The sequence below is a fragment of the Comamonas testosteroni genome (assembly GCF_030505195.1).
Classification (GTDB): Bacteria; Pseudomonadota; Gammaproteobacteria; order Burkholderiales; family Burkholderiaceae_C; genus Comamonas; species Comamonas testosteroni_G.
This window is the reverse complement of the sequence record NZ_CP129672.1, coordinates 5,845,150-5,860,975: the sequence shown is the minus strand read 5'-3', so window position 1 is coordinate 5,860,975 and position 15,826 is coordinate 5,845,150. Positions and strand designations below refer to the sequence as shown.

General features: G+C 59.5%; 15 protein-coding genes. 12 read left to right on the top strand and 3 right to left on the bottom strand.

Going from position 1 to position 15,826, the window contains the following annotated elements; all coding sequences use genetic code 11:
• Positions 1–46: 46 nt before the first annotated feature.
• On the top strand, positions 47–2,932 hold the full coding sequence (locus tag QYQ99_RS27085; protein ID WP_302090798.1) for a tape measure protein: 2,886 nt from the start codon (positions 47–49) through the stop codon (positions 2,930–2,932).
• Here QYQ99_RS27085 and QYQ99_RS27080 read toward each other — a convergent pair.
• Positions 2,929–3,225 carry a hypothetical protein gene (locus QYQ99_RS27080; RefSeq protein WP_302090797.1) on the bottom strand — a complete coding sequence of 99 codons (297 nt, stop codon included), beginning with the start codon at positions 3,223–3,225 and terminating at the stop codon, positions 2,929–2,931. The two genes, QYQ99_RS27085 and QYQ99_RS27080, sit on opposite strands and share 4 nt — an antisense overlap.
• Before the next feature lie 62 nt (positions 3,226–3,287).
• Between QYQ99_RS27080 and QYQ99_RS27075 the strand changes: the two genes are divergently transcribed.
• The 10 genes from QYQ99_RS27075 to QYQ99_RS27030 all read left to right on the top strand — a co-directional run bounded on the left by QYQ99_RS27075 (position 3,288) and on the right by QYQ99_RS27030 (position 13,616).
• The gene (locus QYQ99_RS27075; RefSeq protein ID WP_302090796.1) at positions 3,288–3,641 is read left to right on the top strand and encodes a hypothetical protein; all 354 of its coding nucleotides are present in this window, start codon (positions 3,288–3,290) and stop codon (positions 3,639–3,641) included.
• Positions 3,638–4,099, top strand: a complete 462-nt coding sequence (locus tag QYQ99_RS27070) for a DUF1833 family protein (RefSeq protein ID WP_302090795.1) — start codon at positions 3,638–3,640, stop codon at positions 4,097–4,099. Before QYQ99_RS27075 ends, QYQ99_RS27070 begins: the two co-directional genes overlap by 4 nt.
• Positions 4,099–4,503, top strand: coding sequence for a hypothetical protein (locus QYQ99_RS27065; RefSeq protein ID WP_302090794.1), 405 nt, complete (start codon positions 4,099–4,101; stop codon positions 4,501–4,503). The genes QYQ99_RS27070 and QYQ99_RS27065 overlap by 1 nt, the downstream gene beginning before the upstream one ends.
• Positions 4,494–10,178, top strand: coding sequence for a host specificity factor TipJ family phage tail protein (locus tag QYQ99_RS27060; RefSeq protein WP_302090793.1), 5,685 nt, complete (start codon positions 4,494–4,496; stop codon positions 10,176–10,178). The genes QYQ99_RS27065 and QYQ99_RS27060 overlap by 10 nt, the downstream gene beginning before the upstream one ends.
• A gap of 17 nt (positions 10,179–10,195) precedes the next feature.
• Entirely contained in the window at positions 10,196–11,527 is a 1,332-nt protein-coding gene (locus QYQ99_RS27055; RefSeq protein WP_302090792.1) for a hypothetical protein, read from the top strand.
• Position 11,528: 1 nt separating this feature from the next.
• Positions 11,529–11,849, top strand: a complete 321-nt coding sequence (locus tag QYQ99_RS27050; protein ID WP_302089379.1) for a hypothetical protein — start codon at positions 11,529–11,531, stop codon at positions 11,847–11,849.
• Between the two features lies 1 nt (position 11,850).
• The gene (locus tag QYQ99_RS27045) at positions 11,851–12,141 is read left to right on the top strand and encodes a hypothetical protein (RefSeq protein ID WP_302090791.1); all 291 of its coding nucleotides are present in this window, start codon (positions 11,851–11,853) and stop codon (positions 12,139–12,141) included.
• 95 nt (positions 12,142–12,236) lie between these two features.
• Complete coding sequence (locus QYQ99_RS27040) at positions 12,237–12,557, top strand: hypothetical protein (RefSeq protein WP_302090790.1); 321 nt, start codon at positions 12,237–12,239, stop codon at positions 12,555–12,557.
• The gene (locus tag QYQ99_RS27035) at positions 12,550–13,101 is read left to right on the top strand and encodes a lysozyme (RefSeq protein WP_302090789.1); all 552 of its coding nucleotides are present in this window, start codon (positions 12,550–12,552) and stop codon (positions 13,099–13,101) included. The genes QYQ99_RS27040 and QYQ99_RS27035 overlap by 8 nt, the downstream gene beginning before the upstream one ends.
• Positions 13,101–13,616: a hypothetical protein gene (locus tag QYQ99_RS27030; RefSeq protein ID WP_302090788.1), complete on the top strand. Its 516-nt coding sequence runs from the start codon at positions 13,101–13,103 to the stop codon at positions 13,614–13,616. Before QYQ99_RS27035 ends, QYQ99_RS27030 begins: the two co-directional genes overlap by 1 nt.
• A 54-nt stretch (positions 13,617–13,670) precedes the next feature.
• On the opposite strand, the gene QYQ99_RS27025 is transcribed toward QYQ99_RS27030, so the two are convergent.
• Together QYQ99_RS27025 and QYQ99_RS27020 are read right to left on the bottom strand one after the other, a co-directional pair.
• Entirely contained in the window at positions 13,671–13,925 is a 255-nt protein-coding gene (locus QYQ99_RS27025; protein ID WP_302090787.1) for a hypothetical protein, read from the bottom strand.
• Positions 13,926–14,585: 660 nt separating this feature from the next.
• Positions 14,586–14,858, bottom strand: coding sequence for a hypothetical protein (locus tag QYQ99_RS27020; RefSeq protein WP_302090786.1), 273 nt, complete (start codon positions 14,856–14,858; stop codon positions 14,586–14,588).
• 299 nt (positions 14,859–15,157) lie between these two features.
• On the opposite strand from QYQ99_RS27020, the gene QYQ99_RS27015 reads away from it, so the two are divergent.
• Positions 15,158–15,823, top strand: a complete 666-nt coding sequence (locus QYQ99_RS27015) for an SOS response-associated peptidase (protein ID WP_302090785.1) — start codon at positions 15,158–15,160, stop codon at positions 15,821–15,823.
• Positions 15,824–15,826: the final 3 nt, after the last annotated feature.

Sequence of the window (15,826 nt, the reverse complement as noted above, 5' to 3'; positions counted from 1 at the left end):
TTTGTCTGTCCCTAGCATTCTCGGTGAACTCTGGGAGATAGCGGTCGTGGCTGAAAAGGTTGGGGAAATTTACTATGACGTGACGCTTGAACTTGATCAGATGATTAAGGATCAGCGCCGCGCACAGCAGAGTCTGGATAAAACGGCATCCGGGCTTGAGCGGCTCACCCCCATCGCTGCGGCCGCAAAGGCTGCGCTCTCTGGTCTGGCAGTGATGAAGGTCATCGACATGGCCGACGAATGGGGGCAGTACGCCAGCCGCATCAAGATGGCCACCAAAAGCACAGAGGAGTACACCTATGTGCAGGAACGGATGCTGGCGTCGGCGAATGCGACGTTCCGCGGAATCAACGAAACGCGAGAAAGCTTCATTCAGCTTTCGCCAGTGTTGCGCGAGATGGGTCTTTCGCTCGGCCAGTCTGTCGATGTGATCGATACCTTCAGTGGTCTGTTGGTGGTCAATGCTGCAAGTGCAGAGAAGTCCAAGGGTGCGATGGATGCGTTGGCAAAGTCGCTGCAGAAAGGCAGCATCGACGCCGATGCTTGGATGACTATCTATTCGACCATTGATAGCGTTGTCGATTTGATTGCAGAGAGCAGTGGCAAGAGTGCGGCAGAGATCCGCCGCTTGGGCGCAGAAGGAAAGCTTGGGATCGACCTTCTTGTTAACGGCGTTTCGGATGGCTCCGAAAAGGTGGCGAAGCAAGTCAAGGAGATGCCCACCACTGTTCGGGATGCGATCAAGTCGATAACCAACGGATTGCAGGAGTACATTGGCTGGAGCAATGAAGCGCATGGCATCACTGCGACCATTTCCAAGGTTGTTCAAACACTTGGCGAGAACTTCAACTTCCTGGCCGATACGGCCCTGGTGGCGGTGACTGCAGGGCTGGCCCGCTATGCAGGTGGAATGGCGGTGGCCAGCGTGGCCACAGCAGCAAAGGCCGTAGCTGCTATGAGGGGCGCGGCTGCAGAGGTGGCCTTGGCGCAAGCGCAGGTTGCAGAGACGGCGGCTACGCTGGCGCAAACAAGGGCGTTGCAGGGTGCCGGAATTAGCCATGCACAGGTATCTGCTGCTGCACTGGCGCACGAGGCCGCCAACAAACGCCTTGCTGCCGCCCAGGCTTTCGCTACAGCCTCGTCCACCGCTTTGGGCGCAGCCTTGAAGGGCGTGCTGGGCTTCCTTGGTGGTCCTGTGGGGATCGCAGTTATTGCAGCTCTGGCTGCGGCCAGCATTTTCAAGTTCGGCGACAGTGCATCGAAGGCCGTACCAAAGGTGGACGAGTTAACAGCTTCGGTAGATAAGCTCACTGCTGCGCAGCTTGCGAATCAGCGTAACAAGGCTGCCGATGCTATTGGGCTGCTGACTTCCAAAGCTCGAGACGCGAATGCTGCCGTTAAGGCCTTGGAGCGTGATCAGGCGGCACTAAACAAGCAGCTTAAGGAAGGTCGGGGCGGGGTTGATGCCAAGGGCATGGAAAACGTGAACCGTTCCTTGATTGAAGCACAGGCCAATGCCGATGCAGCGACCAAAGAGCTGCAGGAAATGATCAATGCCGACTACAAATTGGCAGAAGCTCAGAAGCAGCGAGCGAATGCCCCGGCATCCAAGGCAAAGGTGACTCGCAGCGATCCTGAGGTTCAGAAGCGACTGGCTGGTATGCGCGATGAATTGGAGTTGGCCAAGCTTTCGGGGGCGGCCAAGGCCCGGCTGCAGGCCATTCAGAAGCTGGGAGCGAACGCTACCGCCGAAGAGCGTGCCGAGGCCGAGAAGCTGGCAACGACCATCTACGACCTCAATGAGGCCCAGAAGAAGCTCAGGGAGGGGGCGAACGGCGAGAAATTCGATAGCAAGGGTTACTTGCTGGGTCTGAGCGCCGATTCTGCTACCAGCGAGTGGGCCAAGATTGACGCGAAAGAGAAAGAAGAACTGAGCAAGCACAAGAGGCTGCTCGATGAACGCAAGCTGAGCCAGCAGATGTATGAGGAAGGGGTGCTGCTGATCCAGCAGAAATACGGGCTGGAGCGCGAAAAGCTGCAAGATGGACTGAACCAGTTGATTGCCGATAAAGACGCTGCGGCCAAAGAAAAGGCCAAGCAAGCCACCGACGACATGGAGCGGCAGGCCCAAGAACTGGGCAATGCGCTGAAAGAGTCCGTGATGACACCGCTGGAGCGTTTGAATGCGGAACTCGCCAAGTACGACAGCTTGCTGGCGTCCCTGGACATTTCACAGGAGACATATGCCCGTGCGGTGAAGAAGGCGAACAAGGAATATCAGGACAGCCTGAACCAGATGGATCAGTTCACGGTCCGCTTTGCGCAGAACGTCCAAGACCAGCTGGGCGATACCCTCTACAACAGCCTCACTGGCAACTTCAAAGACATCGGCACGGCCTGGGGGCAGATGCTGCTGAAGATGGGCAGCCAGGCCGTGGCCGCAAATTTGGCGCGATCACTGTTCGGCGGTGCAGTGGAGGGCGGCACGGGCTCTGGGATGTTTGGGTCGGCGCTGAGCGCGATAGGTAGCTTCTTCGGCCTCAGCGGCAAGCGTGAGAACGGTGGTGACGTGGGCGCCGGCAAGATGTACGAAGTCAATGAGCGCGGCGTTCCTGAACTGCTGACCGTGGGCAACAAGCAGTTGCTCATGATGGCCGGCCAGTCGGGCAACGTCACGCCGTTGGGCGGCATGGATGTGGCAAAGGTGCCGTCCCCAGAAGGGCGTGGCGGCTCCTGGGCGGCACCAGTGATCAATATGAAATTCATCAATGCACCGTCGCAGCCTGAAGTGACACAGCGGCAGGGGACTGCTGGTAGCTTTGATGTTGAGGTGATTTTTAAGCAGTTCGAAGATCGCATTGGCGACGGAATTGCGCGCGGCTCTGGAACACCATACAGAGCGCTCAAGGGCCGATTTGGCCTCAGCGACTAGTTTCTATCTCGATCTTCTTGGAGTGCTCCCGCTAAACCAATCGACATTCGCTTGATGTTGGCGGCATGCTCAACGCATTCGGCAAAAAGATGGTTACGCGAGCTCTCTGGAGCGCCAAACTGGTTGAAGGCTTTTTCGATTGCCATGCCTGCTTCTTTAGCGGTAGCGTCAATTAGGTTTACTAGGTATGGAATTTGATCATCCCTATCTTTGGTTGCTAATGCCAACGCGACTGCCAAGAGCTGCTGATTGATGATGTCTTTGGCATGTGCGGCGATCTCGGAATCGGTCATAGCTTCTCGTGAAATAGAACAGGTCGGACACATAGTAACTGCCCTCCCTAGCATGCCTTTGCATGGCATCGCTACCTTCATACGTCACTGTCCATTTTTCCCGCCCGGAGTCGTTTGACCCCGCGGTAGCTGCATCTGAGATGGAGCGCGGTCTTGCCAAGCTTCGGGTCACCAGTGCGCGTGTGGTCAAGGAGGTTGAGGTGACGCTGCAGTTCAAATCTGCAGCCGACACGGAGGCCTTCGAGGACTGGTACTTCAATACGGTCCGCCGCATTGGTTTCTTCAATTGGTACGACACAAGAGCCAGTGTTGTGCGCTCAGTTCGCTTCAAGGGTGGGGCGTTGGGTGAGCTGGTGCCATTGGCCCAAGGGTTTGCCGTTGCGCAACGCACAGCAACGCTGGAGTACCTGCGATGACCGACTTTCGCACGCGAAACCAGCGAGTGACCGACGACGTTGGGCATATCGAGCTGCTCGAGGTGTCCAACCCCAGCTTTTCGGAGTCCATGTTTATCTGCAATGACGGGCAGGACTTCGTGAGTCGCGGCATCAGCTATATCGGTCTGCCCTTTGGCTTCACGTTGCCTGATGACGTTTCCGGCCAGGCACCACGCATGCGCCTGACCATGGACAACGTGGGGCGCGGCGTCAGTGACGAGCTCGAGCGCCGCCAGCCGGGCACTACCACGATGGCCAAGCTGATCATCGTGCCGCGCGATCAGCCTGATGTGCACCAGCACGTTTACTGGCTGCCCATGACCAGCGTGAGCATCAGCGGGGCGTCCGCCCAAGCCACATGCAGTGTGGACGAGCTCATGCGACGCGCCGCATGCATGCAGATCGCCAACCCTCACACCTTGCCGGGGATCTCCTGATGCTGGAAGCCTTGCAACTAGACCCATTTATCGGGATTCCCTATTGCCCGCGCCACATGGACTGTGCCGACCTGGCCTTGCTGGTGCAGCGCGAGCTGTTCGATCGCCATGTGGTGCTGGCTGGCAAGCGCGCCAGGCCGCTCGAGCCGGATGCACAGGCGGCAGTCATAGCCAGCTATTGCTCGGAGCTGGGAACGGCTGTGGAGCGGCCCCAAGACGGCGATGCCGTGCTGATGCGCGACTTTGATGCCGCGCAGGCCGGCCATATCGGCATCTACGTGTTTACCAATTACGCACCGCATGTGCTGCACACCTCCCACAAGCTGGGGGCGTCTGTGCTGCACCGAGTGCAGGACTTGCAGGGCTACGGCCTGATTGTTGAGGGCTACTACCGATGGAAGTGAATCGCGCTGAATCTGCTGCTGTGGCTGCCGTTGGTGGGGTGCCTGCCGATGTGTTGGACACGGCGGGTCGCCTGGTCGTCACGCCTAATGCGTTGACGCTGGACGGTCAGCGCAATGTGCCGGCAGATCTGCAGCCCGGTGAGAGCCTGGCGTCTTTCCTCGAGCGTCATGTGCCTGGCATCGATTCGGGGGCCTGGACCGTAATGATCGGCGGGGCTGTGGTGCCACAAGCCATGTGGTCGCGCACCTTCCCCAAGCATGGGCAGTTGATTGCTTGCCGCGCCGTGCTGCGCCGCTCCGCCCTGCAGCTTGTGGCCCTTGCCGCACTGACCTACTTTTCCGGCGGGATAGCCTCTGCAATCTATGGCGCTGCAGGCGGCACCTATGTGGCAGCTGCTGCGGGCACCTGGATCTCTGCCATTCAGGCGGGCGTCTTTATTGCCGGCTCGGTGCTGATCAACAAGGTGCTGGGCCCCAAGATTCCCTCGGCCCAATCGCAGGCTCAAAAGCAGATCTACAGCCTGAGCGACCAGCGCAACACCGCACGGCCCTATGAGCCCATCCCTGTGCTCTGGGGTGAGATGCGTGTCACGCCCGACCTGGCCAGCAAGGCTTACGCCTGGTACGAGGGCGACGACCAATACCTCAGCACCATTTTGCTCGGCGGCATCAATGTGCACAGCGTCGCAGATCTCGCCATCGGAGAGACGCCCATCGGAAACTACTCCGATGTGAGCATCTACTACAACGGCTTCCCAGGCATTCCAAGCCAGGATGTGCCGCTGTACAGCAACGTGGATGCCGTCGCCGGCGCAGAGTTTGTCAACGGCGGCGACTGGATCACGCGCACGGGCTCGGCCGGCGCCGGCGTGCTGCAGCTGGACATCGAGGGACAGCTCTACGACGTAGACAACAAGAACAACATCAAGCCCAACTCGGTTGATCTGACGATTGAGGCCCGCCTAGTCGGCTCGTCTGCCTGGGCCACGCTGGCCAGCAGCACGATCACGAATGCCAGCACCGATGTGCTGCGCCGCACCCATTCGTTTGATGTGGCGCCTGGCCAATATGAGGTGCGGGCCAAGCTTGGCGTGCCGCGATGGAACGAGGGCGGATCTGCCGATGCCTGCAAGTTCTCCTGGGTGTCGCTCAAGAGTGTGCAGGCCGACACGACCGATTACAGCCAGTGGGGCAGGATCGGCATCAAGATCCGTGCCTCGGGCCAGCTCAGCGGCAGCCTGGATCAAGTGCGCGCCACCTATCGCGCCAAGCCTATGCCGTTCTGGACGGGCACCGAATGGGCCACGGCCACGACGCGCGCAGATGGTCTTTCCAACCCTGGCGCCATCCTGCTGCAGACGCTGCGCGGCGTGTGGGTGACGGACCGTCAGGGCCAGCGTGTCTTGCAGTTTGGCTTTGGCCTGTCTGATGAGCAGATCGACATCGAGGGCCTGAAGGCCTTCATGCTGCACTGCGCGGCTCGCGGCTACACCTATGACAAGTGGGTCACTTCCAGCGTGTCCCTTGGCGCCTTCTGTGAAGAGGTCGCGCTGGCCGGCATGGGTGAGTTCGCCTGGACCGACGGCAGCCGCCCCACGGCCGTCTTTGTGACCAACGGCCAGCCCAACAGCGCCGTGGTCAACATGGCCAACATGCTCAAGGGCGGTTTCAGTGTGGACTACGCGCTGAGCAATGCCGCCGATGGCATCGAGTACCAATGGCTGAACCGCGACACCTGGGAGATGACGACCCTGCGCGTGATGGCTCCGGGCGTGACAACCATGCTCAGCCCGGCCCGCGTGACGGGCGAGGGCATCACCAGCGAGGCCCATGCCGCCGTCATGGCGCGCTACCACCTGGCCCAGAGCCTGTACCAGTACAAGACCGTGCACTACACGGCCGACATTGAGCATCTGGACTATCGCCGGCTGTCGGTGCTGTCTGTCTCCCACGACCTGACGCAATGGGGTTTTGGCGGCCGGGTGATGGCTGCCAAGCGCATCGGCGCTCAGGTGCAGCTGACTCTGGATGAGTCGGTGCCGCCCCTGGCCTCTGCCTACATCGGCCTGCGTGTGCCTGGCGCGCGTGACTACCGCGTGTGGCCCGTGCAGCCGCTGGCGGTCGAGTCGGATGTTGTCACCCTGGTGGGCGAGTGGCCCGAGGATCTGGATTTCCCCGGTGAGGGTATCGGCAACCCTGCGCATGACACGCTGTGGTGCTACGACTTCAAGGCCACGCCCGGCTATCGCGTGCGCGTGACCGGCATTGATCCCGAGTCGGATCTCAAGGGCGCGCGCATCACGGCCGTGCCCGAAGGGCCCGAGTTCTGGGACTACGTGCTCAACGGCACCTATGTGCCCGCGCCCAACCAGAGCAGCATTCCCCAGCTGGGCCGGCCTGTTGTCAAGAATCTGCGCGTTTCCGAAAAGGTCAACCTGCAGGGGGATACAGAGTGGTATGAGCTGTCCTGCATCTGGGATGTGGAAGGCGACTATAACCACGCCCAGGTCTGGGCTGGCCGTGACGGCTCGGAGCTGCGCCTGGTCGATGGTAACGCTGTAGCCAACCGCAGCACATTCCGCATTGATGGCGCGGGGGAGTGGCTGATCATCGTGCGCCCGTTCAATGCCAGTGGCCAGGCCGGACAGTCGGCTGAGAAGCTCTACATCACCACGATGACGCAGGTGCCGCCTCGCAATCCAGGCAGCTTTGTGGTCCAGCAGGTCACTGGTGGTCTGCGTCGCTTTGCCTGGATGTACGCCGGCGACAAGCCCGCGGCATTGGCCGGTGTGCAGATCCGCTACCTGCCGGGCGATATCTCGCTGAGCGTGGACATGTGGGATGACATGCAGCCCCTTGGCGAGGCCGACGATATCTACACAGCTCAGTTTGAGGCGAGCAAGCCCCAGGCAGGCCTGTGGACCTTTGGCCTGCGCGCCATCGATACGGCTGGGCAACTGGCTAATGGCATTGTTCGCTTTTCGATCAACCTGGATCAGAGCTTTGACCAGATCCAGCAACCGGACCTGACGCCGCCACCACAGGTGACCGGGCTTGCCGCCGTGGGCATGTTCACCAGCGTGCAGGTCATCTGGGATACAGCCAACTACGTGCAGGGCCACGGCCACGCCAGAACCATCATCTATGCGGCCGAGGGAGCCGGAGCGCAGTTCTCTGCTGCGCGCCAGGTGGCAGAGGCCTTTGGTGGTCCTACTTCCTTTGCCAGCGAACCGGCCACTACCTGGAGCATCTGGGCAAAGCACCAGTCCGTTGATGGCGTGCTGTCCGATTTGCCGGCTGGTCCCGTGGTGGTTGAGACCGGCCAGGACCTGGACAAGGTGCAAGAGGCACTGGGCGGCCACATTTCTGAATCGTGGTTGGCCAACAGCCTGGGCCAGCGCATCGACCTGCTGGACAAAGAAGGTGGCCCCCTGGGTCGCAGCCTGGTTTCAGCGGCTCAGCAGCAGGATGCGCTCAATCAGTCCGTGCGCGGCAACATCAACCAGATGGCCGAGGGATTGCTGGAGGCGGCACTGGCCGCCGACAAGGCGCTCGAGCGCATCACCGATGCCGGCGTGTATGTCGATCCGGCCACGGGCCAGGTCAAGATTTATGGCCTGGAGCAGACCAACGAGCATGTGACCACGCTTCAGGTGCTGCTCGATGCGGTGCAGGGGCAGTTGGTGCTCAAGGCCACCACTGCCTATGTGGATGGTGCAATCGCCAATGCCACCCTGTCGCCTGCAGACTTGATTCTCTATGAGGGCCTGGATGCCCGCATTGTCGAAGTCACTCAACAGCTCGACAGCATCAACGGCCAGCTATCTCAGAAGGCCAGCGCCTTGGAGCTGCAGGGCGCCATGGTGCGCCTCACTGCCGCCGAGAGCAATCTGGATGCGCTCAATGGTCAGATCGCGCTGCGTGTCACGCGGGCTGAGTATGAAGCGGATCAGGGTTTGCTCAATGAGCGCATGAACAGCGCTGAGATTCAGCTGAGCGCCATCGATGCGCCGGCCATCACGGCGACGGTGATTGCCGTCAAGAAGGCCGAGCGCGATGCGCAGAAGTCCGCTGAGGCCTTGTTGCGCGACATCCTGAGTGGCGAGCAGACGCGCAATGTGGCCGACACTGCGCTGGCGTTTGCCCGTACAGAGCTCACAGCCAAGGTGGAGGAGGGGCTGTCTGCTGAAGCCGCGGCCCGCACCGAGCTTGCGGCCACGGTGGATGAGCAAGCTGCGGCGTTGTCCCAAGAGTCGAAGGTGCGGGCTACAGAGATCGCTGCTGAAGCCTCTGCGCGGGAGCAGTTGGCTGCGCGGATCGATGGTGATCTCGGGGAGGTGTCTGCGGCTATTGCCGAAGAAAAGTCCGTTCGCACGGACCAGACTGGATACCTTGGCGCCCTGTACTCGCTACGCATGCAGCTTTCGCAGGGCGGCCAGCTGGTGGTGGGCGGCGTTGCCATCTCGGGTACCTCCTCTGAGGAGTCCGGTCCACGCATCGACTATGGCGTGATGGCGAATTCGTTCTGGATCGCGGTGCCCAGCGGCTCGCCAGCGGGGGTGAGCAATGTCAAGCCTTTCTCGGTGCAGACCACGGCGCAGACCATCAATGGGGTGGTGGTTCCGGCCGGTGTCTATATGGATGCTGCCTACATCAACAACGTGACGGTGCTCTTCGGGCGCTTCGGCACCTTGCTGGCGGACAAGATTCAAGCCACGGCTATCAGTGCCAGTCAACTCGCGGCCGGGGATGGCGTGATCGGCGGCACCCTGAAGTCGAGCAACTACGTGGCAGGTTCCAGTGGCTGGATGCTGCGCCCGGACGGCATGGCCGAGTTCTCGGGCGTCATCGTGCGCGGCACTGTGTACGCATGGGCAGGGCAGGTGGGGGGTATCACGATTGCCAGCAATGAACTGCATTCCAGCAACTGGAACAACGTCTATGGGCCGGGCGGCTTGGGCTGGGCGATTCGTGCCAACGGGCAAGCGTACTTCAACGAGCTCAACATTAGAGGGCAGATCAACGGCGGCGCCTATACGGGCTATGCCTGGCCTGCAGCCGGGCAAAGTGGCTTCCACCTGGGGCCAAACGGGCTGCTGATCGGTAATGCCAACAACAGCAAATACTTTCAAGTTACCGCCGAAGGTGACATCTACACGCCAGCTTTCAGGGTCGTTGGCGGTGTGATGACGGTCCAGCAGGTTGATGTCATTGACACCTTGCAGATTAGGAGTGGAGCGATCACTGCGGTAGCTCCACGTTGGGTTGGAAGCGTTGCGTTTTTTGTCTCCACCAGCAGAACGCTCGATGACTTCGCAGTCTCTGCCGCGTATCAAAACATCATCTACCTGGAGTGGTTGAACAACATTGGCGGCGATGGCTTGTATCTCAATGCCTATAGGGGCAGCGGAGAAGACAGCCAGCTTGTGAACGTTGTTTATCCGGGGGCCTATGCCCGCGTAGAGCTGCTGTTTTACGCCAATGGCTCTTACATGGGGTCTACGTCCGTTGAGGTCTTTCAAGGGATAGGCAACTACGTCATCACCCCTCTGTACGCCGTACCCCTGGGGGCTACGCGCGTGCTCGTGAACATGCCACCGATTTCGCGCAACTCTCCGCAAGGACAGCGCTCCCTGAACAACATCAAGATCACCACCATCTCGATCAAGAGATAACCATGAAGGACTGCTAAATGGCATGGTACAGAACGGGCACCGTCACGGTGACCAACAACAGTAACGTTATCACCGGAACAGGCACCGCATGGATGGATGCTGTGTCTATTGGTGAGACCTTCCTGGGCCCGGATTCGCAGGTTTATGAAATCACGTCCATCGTGAGTGGCACCAGCCTGCGCGTCAGCCCCAACTACAAGGGGCCGACGGCCGCGAACCAGAGCTATGCGGTGATGCCCACGCAAAGCTATATCCGTGACCTGGCCGCTCAGGCGGCAGAGCTGGTCAATAGCTACGCGACGGTGCGCGATACGGCGGGTAAAGGGAAGTTTGCAGCTGGGACCGCGGCTGCACCTAGCCTGCGCGCGACTGCAGATGAAGACACAGGGGTCAATCTTCCGGGCAGCAATGTGCTCGAATTCATCACCGGCGGTACGGTCCGGGCGACACTTAATTCCGCAGGTGTGATGAATTTTTCTGTGTCGCCAACTGCACCGACGCCAGCGGCAGGGGCGAACAATACGGCCATACAAACCACCGCCGGATCGCTTTTACAGATGAAGCAGTACGGGCTGGGGCAGGAGCGATTTGGTGAAGTAGCCAGCGGATATCCGAAGGTGTTGCCCAGCAGTATCGGCAATGGCTCTCCGACCACATTCATTACGGCGGAAGCTGCCGACAGCCAGGCTTCTGGTAATGCGCCGGTGAGTGGCGAAGCGTTCTCGGGAGTCAGTGTCTCGCGCGGCTTGCGCCCAGTGCAGCTGGGTGTCAGCGGAGCTGGTGCGGGAGCATCTGCATGGTATCGGGGCTATTCAACTGCAGGGCCAGTGCTCGCAGACTGGAAGCGTCTGGCAGACCTTAACTCGCCGGCGTTCACGGGAGCACCCTCCGCCCCCAATCTGCGCCTCACCAATTCGCTCAGCTCCAACGCCAACACGCTCGATTATTACGAAGAGGGAGCATTTACCCCGACGCTTGTCGGAACCACTGCGGCCGGCACCAATACCTACGCGATCAATGCGGGTCGCTATACCAGGATTGGGGGCGTCGTTTTCTGGACGGCCGTTATTGAGCTCTCTTCGACATCTGGAATGACTGGACAGCTTCGCCTTAATGGTTTGCCTTTTTCCGTGGCAAACGCCAGGGTGGCGCGGGGCGCGGTGACTATCGGGTACTACAGCAATTTGTCTGATACAGCAGCCTACGACTTCCGCGCTTTTCATAACGTGGCTGCAGCAACTGTCGATTTTCTGAAGCGGGCAGTTGGTGTCACCACGAGCGGTGCATTCCCGGCTTCTGAAGTTGGCAACACATCGCAAATCTATCTTTCTGGTCACTATGAGGTCTGATATGTCGCTCGAAAAAGTAACTGTTCTCAATTCGGTGGAAATCGTATTTCCTTCTCGCTCCATTAATGTGTCTTGGCACACCTCTATTGTGGAAGATGGATTGGTGATTTCTGGTCCCAGCATTCACCGCACAGCGTTCAGTGCAGAGAATTCTGCGGAGGTGATACCTGAAATCAGCAGCGTCGTCTCTGCCGATTATCTCGCTGCCGTCCAGGAAAACTCGGTGCTGAGAGATGAGGCTATTACTGCCACTCAGCTCATTGCTCATCTCGAGGCGCAAGTAACCGCACTGAAGCTGCAACTACAAAACCAGGGTGGCTGATATGGACTGGACGCCACTGATTCACGCCCTGATCGCCCTTCTGGCACAGGCCCTAGTCGGCCTGGCGGTGGGTAACTGGTGGTTGGGGGGCGCGCTGGCCTGCAACTGGTGGCTGGCCCGCGAGCACACCCAGGCGGAATACCGATGGATTCAGGCATTTGCTGGAGGGCATCGCACGGGCATGCCCTGGTGGGGCGGGTTTGATCCCAAGGTCTGGAATTGGGCCAGCGGCCTGGATGCGCTGGTTCCGGCGGCCGCCTGCCTTGTTCTCTTTGTCTCTGTGCGCGCCTGACTGGAGATCCTCTCCCTCCCTAGCATCCCTGAGCTATGTCAAAGGCATCCGGACTTAACGGTTGCCTTTGGTGCTCATTACGGTGGAGGGAGTCCATGAACGAGACACTGGAGAATGCCGCGATCGTTGCAGGCAAGACAGCAACGTATGGAGGGGCCGCCGGCGCTGTGCTTGGCGGCCTGACCATTTCTGAGCTTGGTATCACGATTGGTGCCATCGTTGGCATATTGGGCTGGGTCTGCAGCCAATATTGGTCATGGCGGCGGGACCAGCGGGCCGCAGCTGCAGACCATCGTGCAGCAGCGGCCGATCTCAGGGACAAGGCAGAGAGCGACTTGCGCATGACCCTGATGCGCACGACTGGAGCGCCGATCATGCCGCCGACCAAGGAAATCGAGGAGGCCGAGCATGAATGAGGTCTCCATGCCCAAGGCTCCAAGCATTCCTGCCTCATTGGCCAGGAAGGGGGCGATCCCGGCCGCACTGTTGGCAGCCCTGACCAGCCCGCTGGCCTACACAACGCTTGAACGCTGGGAAGGCAACATTCTTCACGTCTACAAAGACAAGCTGGCCAACGGAATTCCCACGTTCTGCGCTGGCCGAACGGACTGGAAGGCCACGCCAGGCGCAAAGCTGACCAGCGACCAATGTCAGGAGATCAACAAGACCACGCTGCTGGAATACGGCTACACCGTCTTGGGCTGCGTGAACTGGGATTATCTGACTGCCAAGCGCCTGATCGGCCTGACGATGTTCGCCATCAACGTCGGGAAAGAGGGCGCTTGCGGCTCCCAGGCCGTGCGCCAGATCAACGTTGGCAACGTGACGGCCGGCTGCAACCTGATTGCCAGGACACCAAGCGGAGCGCCGAACTGGTCATTCGCGGATGGCAAGTACGTGCAGGGCCTGCAGAACCGCCGGCAAGCTGAGCGCTCGCTGTGCCTGGAGGATGGCAAGTGATGAACGAGCGAGCCAATTCTATTGCCATGGGCCTGCTGTTGGTGTTGGCCTTCTCCGCTGGCTGGGCGGTAAATGGCTGGCGAGCTGACGCGCGCATCGCGCGCTCTGATAGCACGCAAGCCAAACAGGAGGCAGAACTAGCCCAGCAATCGAAAGCAGCTACTGAAAACAAAGCGGTTGCCGTGGTCACGCACGGTGCTACCCAACAGGAAAATACCCATGACTACACGCAAGAACTGGCCCGCCTGGAAGCTGGCCGCGCTGCTGATGCTGTCCGCATTGCAGGCCTGCAGCACGACATCAGGGGCGCTGCCACCCGCAACGCCCAGCTTGCCGGTGACGCCGCTGCCTGCCGAGATCTCGCAGATCAGCACCAGCGACTCGGAGCCATTGCTGCAGAGGGCGCAAGCCTGGTTGGAGACCTTAGCGGCCTGGTCCAAAAGCGAGACGCCCAGGTGAACTTTCTACGCGGCCAGATCACGGCCGACCGGAAACTACTAGAGCAGCTGAATTGAAAGCGCCCCGATACCTCGATTAGTGTCGGGGCGCCTTTTTTGTTTGGAGCTCGATCAGTAGCCTTCGATCAAAGGCATTTCCCTCCCATCGACCGCAATCATCACGCCTGTGGTGTTGGAGTCGACCTCGATCGGGACGCCCCACATTTCATCGGGCTTGGCAAAAGCGTTGACGATGTTGAACTGGCGCAGCTCTTCCGGCGTCATCTTGATCAGCTTGGGATAGGCGTTGTTGTGGGCCTTCCAGTGCCGGAGGAACCTGTGGCAAACACGCTTGTGGATTGTGTGGATCGGAGATTCATCGGTCATGGCGCGATTGTCTCAGAGCAGAAAGTTGCGCCTGCAACTGTCAGAATGCTTTAGCCACAGTATCTAGACAGCATGAAAAAAACTACTGCACTTGCCATTGGGCTTTCAGTCGCCGCGGCTCAGTCCCTTGCGCATCAGCAATTTACGTGTGAATCAACTGAGTCATTGCCTGAGTATGGGCGCACGATGAGACTTGTTCTGACTGTCCCAGAAGAAACGGTCTTGGAAGACGCGCGATTGACACTTTCGCTACGGGATCGAAAGAGTAGCACTACTGAAGCACTAACTGACCCGCTTCGCACTGCAGTTGGCTCGCTGTCCGTGCATATCGGGAGGCCGTCTCTCTACCCATTCGTCGTCTTGAACTATCCCTCAATGACGTTGAAGCAGGACGCAGGTAACTCTCTTCGGGGCTTCGCGATCGATAAGGACACAAGCACAGTGCTTTCCTTAGCTATTTTTAAAGGCAAAGCGGGATTCGAGTTTGTTGCCTTCGACCATTTGCTCGCGCCAAGCACTGTTATTCGCGGCCGATGTGATTCAGCCTAATCTTTGCTACATGTCAGCCATCGCACTGCGAACCCCTAAAGCTTGTTACCACGCATCAAATTCTCAGTGCCCAAGACCGCTCCATGGAGACTTGCGTCTTGTGCTCAGTACTCAAAAAGGAGCGGGGGACACCACCACGCTTGCTGGTCCCGGCCCAAAGTACACAAGACCGTCATCAACGGTGACCACAAGCATCCATCCGGGGTGAACTTCTTCTGTGATGTAGTCGCTGGGGCTGCCAGGCAGGATGCGCTCATTGGGAAAGCCATATCGCCCGGGCGTGCGCAGCAGGGTCGGGTGACTAGGGTTGTGCATCGTGCGTGCGCCCCAGTGCTGGACCTGGCACGCACCACCAGCTTTGTCTGATGTGTCGATGGTGGACATTCCACTCTTGTCCACTCAGTCGCAGGCCGCCGCCATTGATCAGCTTGAGGTGGCAGTGCTCAAGCGGCTTGATCAGCTCTGGCACAGTGGGCGCGTCCGGCTCGGGCAGCAGATAGGCCTTGCAGAGAGGCATGCCAACCACTGGCGTCTTTGAGTGCATGTACAGCCAGCCGTAGACGCCATTGGCTTTTGCGACCTCTGGCGGCAGCCTCACGCCGTCTGAGTACAGTTGATAGATAGTGCACCACATACTGTAAATTTATACAGTAAAATATTTCCCGACTTGTTAGTATGCACTCATGTGCAACCGCTACAACACGCCCTCAGAGATCGAGATAGAGCGGCATTTCCGAATCGGTCGGGAGTCTCCGGGCTGGTGGAAGGATGAGCGGCTCGACATCTTTCCGCGCGCATCTGGCCCATTTCTTCGCCGCGCGGTCGATGATCCTGGTTACAGCATCGAGGGCGTGGCGGGCCAGTGGGGCCTGATCCCTTGGTTTGTCAAAGAGCGTGTGCTGAAGTACAGCACCAACAATGCGCGCTCGGAGGAGCTGGCCAGCAAAGCCAGCTACAAGACTCCCTGGGCGCGCGGCCAGCGCTGCATCATTCCAGCCTGGTCCTTTGACGAGCCATGCTGGGAGACTGGAAAAAACGTGTGGTGGAGATTTCGCCGGGCCGATGGTGCGCCGTGGGCGCTGGCCGGGCTGTGGAATCGCTGGAATGATCCCAAGACAGATGAGCTGGTGGAGAGCTACACCATGCTGACCATCAATGCCGACTCACATCCCCTGATGAGTCGCATGCACAAGCCAGATCCCAAGCTGCCGGCGGACCAGCAGGACAAGCGGAGCGTGATTGCGATCGAGATGCAGGATATTGATCAGTGGCTGGCCGGGACAGCACGGGAGGCTCAGCAGTTGCTGGTATTAGCGCCCGTCAACATTTTTGATACAGCCTATGCCTAGCTT

Coding starts and splice junctions, on each gene's coding strand:
- QYQ99_RS27080 (WP_302090797.1), bottom strand. CDS start 3,225: ATGACCGATTCCGAGATCGCCGCACATGCCAAAGACATCATCAATCAG.
- QYQ99_RS27075 (WP_302090796.1), top strand. CDS start 3,288: ATGGCATCGCTACCTTCATACGTCACTGTCCATTTTTCCCGCCCGGAG.
- QYQ99_RS27070 (WP_302090795.1), top strand. CDS start 3,638: ATGACCGACTTTCGCACGCGAAACCAGCGAGTGACCGACGACGTTGGG.
- QYQ99_RS27065 (WP_302090794.1), top strand. CDS start 4,099: ATGCTGGAAGCCTTGCAACTAGACCCATTTATCGGGATTCCCTATTGC.
- QYQ99_RS27060 (WP_302090793.1), top strand. CDS start 4,494: ATGGAAGTGAATCGCGCTGAATCTGCTGCTGTGGCTGCCGTTGGTGGG.
- QYQ99_RS27055 (WP_302090792.1), top strand. CDS start 10,196: ATGGCATGGTACAGAACGGGCACCGTCACGGTGACCAACAACAGTAAC.
- QYQ99_RS27050 (WP_302089379.1), top strand. CDS start 11,529: ATGTCGCTCGAAAAAGTAACTGTTCTCAATTCGGTGGAAATCGTATTT.
- QYQ99_RS27045 (WP_302090791.1), top strand. CDS start 11,851: ATGGACTGGACGCCACTGATTCACGCCCTGATCGCCCTTCTGGCACAG.
- QYQ99_RS27040 (WP_302090790.1), top strand. CDS start 12,237: ATGAACGAGACACTGGAGAATGCCGCGATCGTTGCAGGCAAGACAGCA.
- QYQ99_RS27035 (WP_302090789.1), top strand. CDS start 12,550: ATGAATGAGGTCTCCATGCCCAAGGCTCCAAGCATTCCTGCCTCATTG.
- QYQ99_RS27030 (WP_302090788.1), top strand. CDS start 13,101: ATGAACGAGCGAGCCAATTCTATTGCCATGGGCCTGCTGTTGGTGTTG.
- QYQ99_RS27025 (WP_302090787.1), bottom strand. CDS start 13,925: ATGACCGATGAATCTCCGATCCACACAATCCACAAGCGTGTTTGCCAC.
- QYQ99_RS27020 (WP_302090786.1), bottom strand. CDS start 14,858: ATGTCCACCATCGACACATCAGACAAAGCTGGTGGTGCGTGCCAGGTC.
- QYQ99_RS27015 (WP_302090785.1), top strand. CDS start 15,158: ATGTGCAACCGCTACAACACGCCCTCAGAGATCGAGATAGAGCGGCAT.